Source organism: Herbaspirillum lusitanum P6-12, assembly GCF_000256565.1.
GTDB lineage: Bacteria > Pseudomonadota > Gammaproteobacteria > Burkholderiales > Burkholderiaceae_D > Herbaspirillum > Herbaspirillum lusitanum.
Map to the genome: position 1 here is coordinate 1 of NZ_AJHH01000729.1, position 12,574 is coordinate 12,574.

Genomic DNA, 12,574 nt, shown 5'->3' on the forward strand with positions numbered 1-12,574 from the left:
TGGCAATGCCATATGGAAATCATGCGGCCGTTTCTTCCCTCATTGCCTTGCGGGACGAGCGCCTGATGGCGACATGCGCTGCGGCGCGCTCTTCAGCCGTGATGTCCAGCATGTCCTGATACACCAGCTGGTGCGCCTGGACGGCGTCCAGATGCGGGAACAACGCACTTTTTTCTTCGACCAGACGGGCAGCCTTGCGGCGATCGCCGTCGCAGACGTCGACGATGAAATCGCGGCGACGCTGTTCGGGCGTGGCGGCAATGCGGTCGGCGGTGGCAAAGCGGTTGAACACGCAGGCCAGCCCGCAGAAGGCAACGAATATCCAGAGAAGGCTGCTCATGACAAACTTTCGGCAAGTGGTTGGATGCCTTGCATTCTGATTTTTTGCCGCGCCCGGCGATATAGGAAAACTCTTAAATGCAGTTTTGCCATCGCCATCGGCTACACTGAGGCCTGCGCGCAACGAGAAAAACAGCCGCCGGGCGGGCGCCAGGCTGCCATCGAACGCTCACTCCGCGCTACGAAAACCAGTCATCCTCTGGTAAGATGTCGCATAACCTCCCATCGTGCGATGCGTCCAGATCCACATTTCACGCCACTTTCACGAACTGACCTAAAAAAATGGAAGTTACCGAGACCCCCAGCCCGCTGATGCGTCCTCGCAAAAAGACCCAAAGCCTGTCGCAGGAAGTGGTCGGTGCGATTTCTGAAATGATTTCCAACGGCGCGATCAAGCCGGGCGAGAAGCTGCCCACCGAGTCCGAGATCATGTTGACCCAAGGCGTCAGCCGCACCGTGGTGCGCGAAGCGATTTCGCGCCTGCAGGCGGCCGGACTGGTGGAAACCCGGCACGGTATCGGCACCTTCGTGCTGGAAGCGCAAAAAGCCGGCAACATCAATATCGACCCGGCCACCATCACCACGATGAAGGACCTGCTGGCGCTGCTGGAACTGCGCATCAGCCTCGAGACCGAAACCGCCGGCCTGGCCGCCGCACGCCGCAGCGATGCGCAATTGCTGGAAATCCGCCAGGCGCTTGACGCCTTCCATGAGAACCTGAAAAAAGGCGTCGATACCGTCGGCCCTGACTTCCGCTTCCACTTCCAGATCGCCAACGCCACCGGCAACCGCTATTTCATCGAGATCCTGAGCCATCTCGGCGCCGGCGTGATCCCGCGCAAGCGCCTCAACACGGCCGAACTGGCGCGCGATCCGCAAGCCAGCTACCTCGACCGCGTGCAGCGCGAACACGAAGACATTTACGAAGCCATCGCCCGCCGCGATACCGAAGCCGCACGCGCCGCCATGCGCAATCACCTGACCAACAGCCGCGAACGCCTGCGCCGCGCCCAGGAAGCCGCCGAATCGGCAGCCGGCGCGCAGCAAGCGGAAAAAGCGTCAGACAATTAATCCATCGAACAAAAGCGCCCGTTCGGCAGCAGCACAGGTGCCACAGCAAGACGGTAGCAATGCAACAGCAAAGAGCAAACCTGACCCGGCCAGCAGCAAAAACTGCTGGCTTTCTTTTAGTCTATGTTGTACGATGACTGATATCTTAACTTGATCCGAATTCAAAAGACCTGAAGCGCGACGATCCTTTTCTCTCATCACTGGCATCTACGACACCGACATGTACACACCACAAGACCTGAAACAAATCCTCTCCGCCGGCCTGCTCTCTTTCCCGCTGACCGACTTCGACGAGCAAGGCGACTTCCGTCCGAAGACCTATATCGAGCGCCTGGAATGGCTGGCTCCGTACGGCGCCAGCGCCCTGTTCGCCGCCGGCGGCACGGGTGAATTCTTCTCGCTGGTCCCGGGCGAGTATTCGGACATCATCCGCACCGCCGTCGACACCTGCCGTGGCAAGGTGCCCATCATCGCCGGCGCGGGCGGCTCCACCCGCGCCGCCATCGCCTATGCCCAGGAAGCCGAGCGCCTGGGCGCGCACGGCATCCTGCTGATGCCGCATTACCTGACTGAAGCCAGCCAGGAAGGCATCGCCGAACACGTCGAAGCCGTCTGCAAATCGGTCAAGTTCGGCGTCATCATCTATAACCGCGGCGTCTGCCGACTCAACGCCGACATGCTGGAACGCCTGGCCGACCGCTGCCCGAACCTGATCGGCTTCAAGGACGGCGTCGGTGAAATCGAATCCATGGTCACCATCCGCCGCCGCCTCGGCGACCGCTTCACCTACCTCGGGGGCTTGCCGACCGCGGAAGTCTATGCGGCCGCTTACAAGGCGCTGGGCGTGCCGGTCTACTCCTCGGCCGTGTTCAACTTCATCCCCAAGACCGCAATGGACTTCTACCACGCGATCGCCAGGGAAGACCACGCCACCGTCGGCAAGCTGATCGACGATTTCTTCCTGCCTTACCTGGCCATCCGGAACCGCAAGGCCGGTTACGCAGTCAGTATCGTCAAGGCCGGCGCGCGTGTCGTCGGACACGATGCAGGTCCGGTGCGCACCCCGCTGACCGCCTGCACGGAAGCGGAACACGAAGAACTGGCTGCACTGATCAAGCGCCTCGGCCCCCAGTAAATGCATAGAAGTCTTTTCACCCATAAGAAGTAACCAAGCCAGAACTGACCGCCGGAATTTTCCCGCGGTCAGTTTTGGCTTCCATGCTTCCACTTTCAGGAGAACACCATGTCCCAGTTTGCGAATTACATCAACGGCGAATGGCTGCAAGGCGCCAGCGTCAACAAGAACATCAACCCGTCCGACCTGTCCGACATCGTCGGCGAATACGCGCAAGCCGACGCCGCGCAAGCCGACATCGCCATTGCCGCCGCCCACGCCGCGTTCCCTGCCTGGAGCACCGGCAACATCCAGGCGCGTTCGGACGCGCTCGACAAGATCGGTTCGGAAATCCTGGCGCGCAAGGAAGAACTCGGCCGCCTGCTTTCGCGCGAAGAAGGCAAGACGCTGGCTGAAGGCATCGGCGAAGCCGGCCGCGCCGGCAACATCTTCAAGTTCTTCGCCGCCGAAGTGCTGCGCATCCAGGGCCAGAAACTGGCATCGGTGCGTCCCGGCATGGACATCGAAATCACGCGCGAACCGGTCGGTGTAGTGGGCATCATCGCGCCGTGGAATTTCCCGATGGCGATCCCTGCGTGGAAGATCGCACCGGCGCTGGCCTACGGCAACACCGTCGTCTTCAAACCGGCTGAACTGGTGCCGGGCAGCGCCTGGGCGATTGCCGACATCATCAGCCGATCCGGCATCCCGGCCGGCGTGTTCAACCTGGTCATGGGCCGCGGTTCAGTCGTCGGCCAGCGCTTCATCGACGACCGCCGCGTCACTGCCCTCACCTTCACCGGTTCGGTCTCGACCGGCAACCGCGTGGCGCAAGGCTGTATCGCGCGCATGGCGAAGTTCCAGCTCGAAATGGGCGGCAAGAATCCGCTGGTGGTGCTCAACGACGCCGACCTCAGCGTCGCCGTCGCGGCGGCCGTGCAAGGCGCGTTCTTCTCGACCGGCCAGCGCTGCACCGCGTCGAGCCGCATCATCGTCGAAAAGGATATCTACCCGCGCTTCATCGAAGCGGCGCGCGCCCAGTTGGCCGGCCTCAAGATCGGTCACGCGTTGACCGCAGACACCAACATCGGTCCGGTGGTCGATCAGTCGCAACTGGATCAGAACCTGTCGTACATTGAAATCGGCAAGCAGGAAGGCGCCAACCTGGTGTTCGGCGGCGAGCGCGTCAAGCGCGACACCGACGGCTTCTACATGACGCCGGCGTTGTTCGCCGACTGCAACAACGACATGCGCATTTCGCGTGAAGAAATTTTCGGCCCGGTGGCCTCGGTGATCCCTGCCGACAACTACGAGCACGCGCTGCAACTGGCCAACGATACCGAGTTCGGCCTGTCGTCGGGCATCTGCACCACCTCGCTGAAGCACGCCACCCACTTCAAGCGCCACGCACAAGCCGGCATGGTGATGGTCAACACGGCCACCGCCGGCGTCGACTATCACGTGCCGTTCGGCGGCCGCAAGGCGTCGAGCTACGGTCCGCGTGAACAAGGCGCGTACGCCGCCGAGTTCTACACCGCCGTGAAGACTTCGTACACTGCTGCGTAAAGCCGGCAGACGACGAACCGATCCTTACCTCAACAGGTATCCACAACTGCGCGCGGAAACGCGCACGACAACCTACTAACCATAAGGTATCTGAGTGGCTACTCAGACTGTCAATGGACAGAAAAACATCAGAAATATCCCTATAGAGTCGCCCTGGTTTCCTCCCTATATTTCTTCCATTCATTGCCCGCAGCCACTTTTACAAGGTGCTGCACTTTGGATCCCCATGCATGACCAAGCCCGCTTGTCCGCACGCCCATAACCCCCGCCATAGAGGAGCAGCAAAATGAAAATCTCCAATCTCAACATAGGAGTCCGTCTCAGTTTGGCGTTCGCGCTGGTCGTTGCGTTGCTGATCGGTACGGCGCTCGTCGGCATCCGGCATCTTGACGCCAACAATGAAAAAATGGACCGCATCGTCGGCGAGCGCTATTCGCTGATTTCCATCAGCAACCAGATCAAGAACAACGGCAACAAAGGCAACGCCATCCTCAGCAACCTGCTGCTGACAAGCTCGCCCGAGCGCGCCAAGAAATACATGGACGACTACGCCGCCCTGCGCAAAACCAATGCCGAGGCTTACGCCAAATTTGAAAAGATGCTGCAAAACGAACAGAGCAAGCAGTTGTTCAAGCAACAGTTCGAATCGCGCGCGGCCTACGGCGTGACGGTACGCAAATTCTTCGAACTGATTGCGGAGAACAAACAGCAGGAGGCGCGCGACATTTACCAGGGCGACATGGCCCGCACCCAAGCCGCCTATTACGTATTGGTCGACAAGATGGTCGACTACCAGGCGCACGAAATGGAAAACGACGTCCTCAACGCAGCCGAACAGGCGCGTAACGCCAAGATCCAGATGGCCATCCTGTCGGCTTGCGCGGTGCTGCTGTCGATCGTTACTGGCGTGTTCATCACCCGCACGATCACGCGACCGATCAACCGCGCCGTCGACCTGGCGGAAGCGGTGGCGCAAGGCAATCTGACGCATCATCTGGAAATCGACAGCAAGGATGAAATCGGCCGCTTGCTTGTGGCCCTCAAATTCATGATCGAAAACCTGCATGGCATTGTCGCCAAAGTGCGCAAAGGCACGGATACCATTGCCGAAGCTTCTCGCGAGGTCGCCAGCGGCAACATGGACCTGTCCACGCGCACCGAGCAACAGGCGAGCTCGCTGGAAGAAACCGCCTCGGCGATGGAACAATTGACCTCCGCGGTCAGGCAGAACGCCGACAATGCACGTCAGGCCAACCAGCTTGCATCCAACGCGTCCGCCGTCGCGATCAAGGGCGGCGATGCCGTCGGCCAGGTGGTCGACACCATGACCGCCATCAACACGTCGTCGCGCAAGATCGTCGATATCATCGGCGTGATCGACGGCATCGCCTTCCAGACCAACATCCTCGCCCTCAACGCCGCAGTGGAAGCCGCGCGCGCCGGGGAACACGGCCGCGGCTTCGCCGTGGTCGCCAGCGAAGTGCGCAACCTGGCGCAGCGCAGCGCCGTCGCCGCCAAGGAAATCAAGACGCTGATCGATCACTCCGTCAACCAGGTCGGCAACGGCAGCAAGATGGTCGAACAAGCCGGTCAAACCATCCAGGACGTCGTCAACAGCATCCGTCACGTCACGGACATCGTTGCAGAAATCAGTTCTTCCAGCCAGGAACAGAGCGCCGGCATCGAACAGATCAATCAGGCCATTACGCAAATGGATCAAGTCACCCAGGAAAATGCTGCACTGGTCGAACAAAGCGCGGCCGCAGCGCAAGCGTTGCAAGACCAGACCGGCCAACTGACCGACATGGTCAGCACCTTCACGCTCCACGGCGACCAGCTGCCGGCTACGGCAACCGCGCCCGGCGGCACATCGCGCCGCTCCGTCGATATCACGGCGAAGCCGTCGCGGCTGGGCGCCGTTAAAACGCCGGAGCTCGCGTTCACCGCATCAACGTAAGGAAACCGCCTCAACAGGAAGAAGCAAACGGGGCGCAGCCACATGGACAGTTTGCGACTGCAATTGAAATGGCAGTCGCAGCTGCAGCGCTCCAGCGATCAAGCTGCTTGCCGCAAGACGCCGCGCGTTGGCGCGCCTCGTGCCGAAAACCACGAGGCACGGTCGCGACGGTTGGAATGGAGCAGCAATTTTCCCAACAATATTTCCCCTAGCCCCGACCATGTCAAACAACTATCCTGAACACCTCGCGCTGGAACGTTTCTCCTTCCTCCCCGACCGCGAACCTGCGGCTGCCGATGCCGCCGCGCTGTCGTCGTGGTACATCGCACAGTTCATCGAGGCGCACCGCAACCTCGGCCATCGCACGGCTCGTCTCGACCCACTCGCCATCGCCGCACCGGACGTTACGCCGACACCACGGGAACTGACGCCGGAATTCTACGGCCTCGCCCCGGCCATGGCGCGCCCGTCGGGCAGCACGGTATTTCCGGCGGCTTCGACGGTGCAACAACTCGACCGTCAATTGAAAGAAGTCTACTGCGGCGCCTTTGCACTTGACTGCAGCGGCATACGCGACGAATCGCGGCGAGCCTGGCTGTTCTCCCGGATGGAAGCCTCTTCGGCGACCCTGCCTTCCGCCGCGCAGCGCCAGACGATTTTGCGGCGACTGCTCACGGCGGAAGTGTGGGAGCGCCACCTTGCCGCCACCGCGCCGCATGCCAAGCGTTTCTCGATGGAAGGCTGCGAAAGCCTGTTGCCGCTGATGGACATGCTGATCGAGAACGCCGCGCACCATGGCGTACAGCAAATGTTCCTCGGGCTGCCTCATCGCGGCAGGTTGAACATGCTGGTCAATCTGATGGATTTCCCGGTGCAGCATATCCTCGCCTGCCTCAACCACGATTCTCCCGAGGCGATCAGCCAGAACGACCTGCCCTTCCATCTCGGCGGGAGCGCCTTGAAACAGACCAGCAAGGGCGAGGTCAGCGTTTTCCTGGCGCACAACCCTTCACACCTGCAAAGCGTCTATCCAGTCGTCAGCGGCATGGCGCGCGCCTTCCAGGACGACAATCCGGAATCCGGATGCGTGCCGGTCATGGTGCATGGCGACGCCGCGTTCGCCGGTCAGGGCATCGTCATGGAAACCCTGAACCTGACCCGCTCCCAAGGCTATACGCTAGGCGGCACAGTCCATATCATCGTCAACAACCAAATCGCCTTCACCACGTCCAACACCATGGATGTGGCTGGCAATCTCTACTGCACCGATATCGGCCGCCTGGTCGATGCGCCGGTGATCCGCGTCAATGCCGATCATCCCGACGACCTTGTCCGCGCCGCCGCCATCGCCTTTGAATACCGCATGAAGTATGGCGCCGACGTCATCATCGACCTGATCGGCTATCGCCGCCTCGGACATTCCGAACATGACATCCCGGCCCTTACCCATCCGCGTCTGCAGGCAGCGATCGCACGCCATCCGCCGGTCACCGAGCTCTACCATGCGCGCCTGGCCCGCGAAGCCGCAAGGACGAGCACGTCAATCTCTCTCGACAGCTTGCGCACCGACATATTGCGGAGCGTGCTGACGAGTTCGCCGCACGGCAAGGCTGCCATGCAGATGCTGCCGGCGATCGACGACAACGCCGCAAGTCTCTTTTCCCAACCGCCGTCGCTTGAGCGCTTGCAAACACTGGCGGCAATCATCACCACGCCGCCGGAAGACTTCAAGGCGCACAACGTCATTCGGCAACTGATCCAGAAATGGCAAGCCGGCGCTGCCGACGCGCGCAATCCGGTCGACTGGTGCTTCGCGGAAAACCTCGCCTGCGCCTCGCTGCTGGGCGACGGCGTCGACATACGCCTGTCCGGCCTCGACGTCGGCCACGGCACCTTCATGCATCGCCATGCCCGCTGGTTTGCGCAGGACGATATCGGCCAACACGGCGGCGGGGTGTTCATCCCGCTCGACCATATCGGCGCCGGCCAGGGCCGTTTCGATATTGTCAATTCGCCGCTGACCGAAGAAGCCGTGCTCGGATTCGAATATGGCTACAGCGTTCAGGCGCAACGCCGGCTGACCATCTGGGAGGCGCAGTTCGGCGACTTCGTCAATGGCGCCCAGGTGATCGTCGACCAGTACATCGCGCCCGGTGAACACAAATGGGGATATCGCTCGGGCCTGACCATGCTGCTGCCGCATGGCCAGGAAGGCGCGGGGCCGGAACATTCGACCGCTTACCTGGGACGCTTCCTGCAACTCTGCGCAGACCGCAACATGCGCATCGCGTTTCCGTCGACCTCGGCGCAGTGGTTCCATCTGCTGCGCCAGCAAGCCGTGGCGGAGGACCCCAAACCCTTGGTCGTGATGTCGCCCAAGTCGCACCTCTATGGCAACCCGCGGTCCCATTCGTCGCTGCAAGAAATGACCGAAGGCGGATTCAAGCCGCTGCTGGCCGATCGGGACGTCACCGACTCCACTGCAGTAGAACGCGTCATTCTGTGCAGCGGCAAGTTCTTCTACGACCTCGACGCGGCCCGGAACGAAGCGCACGACGCCCGCACCGCGGTCATCCGTATCGAACAGCTGTACCCGTTCCCGCAGGACGCGCTGGCCGAGGCGCTGGCAGATTTTCCTCATTTGTCCGAAGTGGTCTGGGCGCAAGAAGAAGACAAAAATCAAGGAGCGTGGCGCTTCGTGCGCGATGCCCTGGAAGAAAGTCTGCCGACGGGCATCGCCTTGCGCAACGTGTGCCGTATCGCTACGGCTGCGGGAGCGCACTCGTCATTGAGGCGCCACCAGCAAGAACAGCGCCGGCTGGTGGCCGAAGCGCTGGGAGGGAAGCAACAGGCCTAGAAGAAACGGCAGCGACGGCCGGATATCAGGCCATCGCTGCGGCAACTGGCATGCAGATCAGAACTGTTCCCAGTCGTCGTCGGAAGTCGGCGGAAGCTTGGGCGCAGTCTTCGGTGTCGCGGGCTTGGCCAACGCCGGACGGACGCCGACGGAAGGTGCCGGCGCTGGCGCTGCCGCGCCAACCGCTGCAGTTTTCTTCACAGTCGTCAATTTTTCTGCCGCCCGCTGCGTCGGCACGGCGGATCCATGCAGCGGCCCGGCCGCCGCCGTGTGGGCTTCCATCCGGAAAATACTGACCGCCTCGGCCAGCGTCACCGCCTGCGTCTGCAGCGACTGCGCCGCAGCGGCGGCTTCTTCCACCAGCGCGGCATTCTGCTGCGTCACTTCATCCATCTGCGCAATGGCGCGGTTGACCTGTGCAATGCCGTCGCTCTGTTCGAGGCTGGCCGAACTGATCTCGCCGACAATGTCGGTGACGCGCCGCACGCTGCCAACGACTTCGCCCATCGTCAAGCCGGCTTGCTCGACCAGGCGGCTGCCCGATTCCACCTTGTCGACCGAATCGGTAATCAGTTGCTTGATCTCTTTCGCCGCCGCGGCCGAACGTTGCGCCAGGCTGCGTACTTCCGACGCCACCACGGCAAAGCCACGGCCCTGCTCACCGGCGCGGGCTGCCTCCACTGCGGCGTTCAGGGCAAGGATGTTGGTCTGGAACGCGATACCGTCGATCACGCTGATGATGTCGACGATCTTCTTGGACGAGTCGTTGATGGCCGTCATGGTGTCAACCACCTGCGCCACCACTTCGCCGCCCTTGACCGCCGTCTCGGACGCCGAATGCGCCAGCTGGTTGGCCTGCTGGGCGTTCTCCGCATTCTGCTTGACGGTGCCGGTCAATTGCTCCATCGACGCGGCGGTCTCTTCGAGCGAGCTGGCCTGGGTCTCGGTACGCGACGACAGGTCGAGATTGCCGGCGGCGATTTCCTGCGCGCCGGTATTGATGATGTCGGTGCTGCTGCGTACACGCGCGACGGTGCTCAGCAGACCTTGCTGCATGCTGCGGATGGAAGCGAACAGGCGGCCGATTTCATTGCGGCCCGGTTCGCTGATCTTCATCGTCAGGTCGCCGCCGGCCACCTGGTCGAGCAAAGCCACCGCGCGATTGAGCGGCGTCAGGACGATGCCGCGCAACAGGAAGTGCACCCCCAGAACAAGGATCAGCGCCGCAACCAGGCCGGCAGCCACCAGCCATACCACCATGTGGTATTCCCGGTCGCGCTGGGCGACGATGTCTTCGGAGATATCCTTGGTCAGCTTCTGGAATTTCTCCAGCTGCGTTGAAAAGTTGGCGCCTCGCGACGTGATGTCGCGGCTGTTGATCTCGACATAAGCGTTGGTGTCATTGGCGCGCAAGGCGTCGGCGGCCTTGTTGAGCACATCCGAAAGCTGCCTGCCGGCATTGACCAGATCCGCCTTGAGCTTGTCGTCCTGGCCCTTGAACGGCGCCGCCTTGTCGAACTCGTCGAGCAACTTGAGGGTGCGATCGTAGCTGGCCTGCGCACTCTTCAACGCGGAATTCTTGACCTCCTGATCGTTCTGCTCCTTCAAGGCGCTATAGCCGCGCGTCAGTGCGGCACGGGTGCGCGTGGTGTCCTTGTAGGCGTCGTTGATGGTCAGCGCGCGCGAGGCGACGTCGTGCACCGTCACGGTAGATTCATTGGCGCGGCCCAGCGCAAACACGCCGACGGCGGCGCCGAACACGATCATGGCGGCAAACAGCGCCAGTGCGCTCATCAGACTGAAACGAACGGTGATGTTCCGCATTCTTCACTCCCATTGATATTCTAGTTTTCGATGCACGCAGACGTGCCCTGCGCAATCTTAGAGCAAGGACAAACGCCGGAGTCGATTTATGCACGTTTTTTTGAGCAACATCAAAATGCGACATTGCCGGATCGACAATTTTCCTGCGCCAATGCAAAATCCCCCGCTCGGCATGACCGGCGAGGGATTTCCCAAAGTGAAGCGCAGCGTCTCAAGGCAACGCGATGATTTCCACCCAATTCGGATTGCTGCCCAAGCCATAGTGCCGCAAAGGCGTCAGCGCACCGGTTTTCGGGTTGATGGCATAGCTGGTCAGACCGTTCGATTTTTGTCCCGCCGCGAGCAGGTACTTGCCTTGCGGATCGATGTTGAATCCGCGCGGCTGGGTCTCGGTGGCGAAGTTGCCGATGGTGGTCAGTTCGCCGGTGCCGGCGTTGACACGGTAAGCAGTCAATGTACTGGACGTGCGTTCGGAGGCATAAAGGAAGCGGCCGTCCGGCGTCAGGTGGATATCGGCAGCAGCCGGCGCACCGCCCTTGAATCCCGGCGGCACGGCCGAGACGCTGCCCTTCAGCTTCAGCGTACCTTGCGCGGCATCATAGGAATAGGTGCTTACCGTGCCGTCGAGCTCGTTGGTGGCAAACACATAGCGCAGGTTCGGATGAAACACAAAGTGACGCGGACCGGCGCTGGCTTTCGCCGCGACGGATGGCGGCGTATTGGGCGTCAGCTTGCCGGTCGCAGCGTCGAATTTGAATTGCAGAATGACGTCGCTGCCGAGGTTGGAGGCGAAGACGAATCTGTTCTTCGGATCGCTGCCGACGGCGTGGGCATTCTTGCCCGTGTTGATGACGGTGGCCGGCTCCTGCACCAGGCCGGCGGAGCTGATCGGATTGACCGAAATCTTGTGTCCGGTATAGGACGCGGCAAACAGGAAACGACCGGTCTTGTCGGTCGCCAGGTTCGCCATGTTGTCGGCCAGCGGCGCCGTGGACAACGCCTTCAGTTTTCCGCTCTGCTGATCGACCGCAAAGGTGGTGACCGAATACGGCTGCGAGCGCAAAGAGGCGTACAGGCGACGATGATCGGGACTGAACGCCAGCGGCATCACCGTGCCGCCGACCGGTACTTGTTCAACCAGGTCCAGGCTGCCATCCTTGTTCAGTTGCAAGACCGAGATGTCCTTGCTGTCGGCATTGGACACGTACACCATCGTTGCTGCGTTGGCGCCGATGCCTAGCGCACAGCCCAGCATGACTGCGCCGGCCCTTCGTGCATATGTTGCAAATTCCATAACTTCCTCCCGTTGATGAAAAATGCTCCCGCTATCGAAGAAGCGGGAGCTTGTAGTTTTTTGTGTTTGCCGTTCGAAGAAAGCCGAATGAATCAGGTGATCGGCGCCGGGTTGAACAGCGTCAGTGCATTGTGCAGCTTCCACTTCTCTGCCCAGGTCACGAACGCCGGCGACCGCACCGTTCGAACCGATCGAATTGTCTGAACTGGCGCGTAACGTCGTGCAGGACTGGGTGCCGATGTCCTTTACGCAGCGCATCGATCTCGGCTTCGAACAGCCTGGTCATCCCATCATGATTTCGGGCAATCCGATCATGCTGCGCGAGTTGCTCAGCAACCTGCTCGACAATGCCTTGCATTACACGCCGGCGCTCGGCAGCGTGACCGTGCGCGCACGCGCCGATGAAGAAACCGGGCAGGCATTCCTGGAAGTGGAAGATACCGGTCCCGGCATTGCGCCGACCGAACGCGGCCACGTATTCGAACGCTTTTACCGCATCCTCGGCACCCATACCGCCGGCAGCGGCCTGGGCCTGGCCATCGTGCGCGAAAT

At 61.4% G+C, this 12,574-nt stretch carries 9 protein-coding genes and 1 pseudogene; 6 read left to right on the forward strand and 4 right to left on the reverse strand.

What is annotated here, in order from left to right; genetic code table 11:
• Positions 1 to 19: 19 nt before the first annotated feature.
• Positions 20 to 340, reverse strand: a complete 321-nt coding sequence (locus tag HLUSI_RS30385) for a hypothetical protein (RefSeq protein WP_016836298.1) — start codon at positions 338 to 340, stop codon at positions 20 to 22.
• A gap of 281 nt (positions 341 to 621) precedes the next feature.
• Here HLUSI_RS30385 and HLUSI_RS0123680 point away from each other — a divergent pair, with 281 nt between their 5' ends.
• Positions 622 to 1,410, forward strand: a complete 789-nt coding sequence (locus HLUSI_RS0123680; protein ID WP_029363953.1) for a FadR/GntR family transcriptional regulator — start codon at positions 622 to 624, stop codon at positions 1,408 to 1,410.
• Here HLUSI_RS0123680 and HLUSI_RS34525 read toward each other — a convergent pair.
• The gene (locus HLUSI_RS34525) at positions 1,399 to 1,608 is read right to left on the reverse strand and encodes a hypothetical protein (protein ID WP_157137988.1); all 210 of its coding nucleotides are present in this window, start codon (positions 1,606 to 1,608) and stop codon (positions 1,399 to 1,401) included. The genes HLUSI_RS0123680 and HLUSI_RS34525 overlap by 12 nt on opposite strands.
• Positions 1,609 to 1,630: 22 nt before the next feature.
• Here HLUSI_RS34525 and kdgD point away from each other — a divergent pair, with 22 nt between their 5' ends.
• The 4 genes from kdgD (at position 1,631) to HLUSI_RS0123700 (ending at position 8,904) form a co-directional block, all read left to right on the forward strand.
• Positions 1,631 to 2,545, forward strand: a complete 915-nt coding sequence (gene kdgD / locus HLUSI_RS0123685; protein ID WP_016836300.1) for a 5-dehydro-4-deoxyglucarate dehydratase — start codon at positions 1,631 to 1,633, stop codon at positions 2,543 to 2,545.
• A gap of 108 nt (positions 2,546 to 2,653) precedes the next feature.
• Positions 2,654 to 4,090 (forward strand): aldehyde dehydrogenase family protein, encoded by a 1,437-nt coding sequence (locus HLUSI_RS0123690; RefSeq protein ID WP_016836301.1) that lies wholly within the window; start codon positions 2,654 to 2,656, stop codon positions 4,088 to 4,090.
• Between the two features lie 286 nt (positions 4,091 to 4,376).
• The gene (locus HLUSI_RS30390; protein ID WP_040503843.1) at positions 4,377 to 6,047 is read left to right on the forward strand and encodes a methyl-accepting chemotaxis protein; all 1,671 of its coding nucleotides are present in this window, start codon (positions 4,377 to 4,379) and stop codon (positions 6,045 to 6,047) included.
• 220 nt (positions 6,048 to 6,267) lie between these two features.
• Entirely contained in the window at positions 6,268 to 8,904 is a 2,637-nt protein-coding gene (locus HLUSI_RS0123700) for a 2-oxoglutarate dehydrogenase E1 component (RefSeq protein WP_016836303.1), read from the forward strand.
• A 57-nt stretch (positions 8,905 to 8,961) separates the two neighbouring features.
• Here HLUSI_RS0123700 and HLUSI_RS0123705 read toward each other — a convergent pair whose 3' ends face one another.
• Both HLUSI_RS0123705 and HLUSI_RS0123710 read right to left on the reverse strand, forming a co-directional pair.
• Positions 8,962 to 10,728, reverse strand: coding sequence for a methyl-accepting chemotaxis protein (locus HLUSI_RS0123705; RefSeq protein WP_016836304.1), 1,767 nt, complete (start codon positions 10,726 to 10,728; stop codon positions 8,962 to 8,964).
• A 211-nt stretch (positions 10,729 to 10,939) separates the two neighbouring features.
• Positions 10,940 to 11,983, reverse strand: coding sequence for a lactonase family protein (locus HLUSI_RS0123710; protein ID WP_016836305.1), 1,044 nt, complete (start codon positions 11,981 to 11,983; stop codon positions 10,940 to 10,942).
• A gap of 217 nt (positions 11,984 to 12,200) precedes the next feature.
• Here HLUSI_RS0123710 and HLUSI_RS0123720 point away from each other — a divergent pair.
• Positions 12,201 to 12,574: pseudogene (locus HLUSI_RS0123720) on the forward strand (sensor histidine kinase); the annotation flags it as partial.

What these genes read in the sequence shown, in the direction of transcription:
- HLUSI_RS30385 (WP_016836298.1), bottom strand. Translation starts at nt 340, where the DNA reads ATGAGCAGCCTTCTCTGGATATTCGTTGCCTTCTGCGGGCTGGCCTGC.
- HLUSI_RS0123680 (WP_029363953.1), top strand. Translation starts at nt 622, where the DNA reads ATGGAAGTTACCGAGACCCCCAGCCCGCTGATGCGTCCTCGCAAAAAG.
- HLUSI_RS34525 (WP_157137988.1), bottom strand. Translation starts at nt 1,608, where the DNA reads ATGAGAGAAAAGGATCGTCGCGCTTCAGGTCTTTTGAATTCGGATCAA.
- kdgD (WP_016836300.1), top strand. Translation starts at nt 1,631, where the DNA reads ATGTACACACCACAAGACCTGAAACAAATCCTCTCCGCCGGCCTGCTC.
- HLUSI_RS0123690 (WP_016836301.1), top strand. Translation starts at nt 2,654, where the DNA reads ATGTCCCAGTTTGCGAATTACATCAACGGCGAATGGCTGCAAGGCGCC.
- HLUSI_RS30390 (WP_040503843.1), top strand. Translation starts at nt 4,377, where the DNA reads ATGAAAATCTCCAATCTCAACATAGGAGTCCGTCTCAGTTTGGCGTTC.
- HLUSI_RS0123700 (WP_016836303.1), top strand. Translation starts at nt 6,268, where the DNA reads ATGTCAAACAACTATCCTGAACACCTCGCGCTGGAACGTTTCTCCTTC.
- HLUSI_RS0123705 (WP_016836304.1), bottom strand. Translation starts at nt 10,728, where the DNA reads ATGCGGAACATCACCGTTCGTTTCAGTCTGATGAGCGCACTGGCGCTG.
- HLUSI_RS0123710 (WP_016836305.1), bottom strand. Translation starts at nt 11,983, where the DNA reads ATGCTGGGCTGTGCGCTAGGCATCGGCGCCAACGCAGCAACGATGGTG.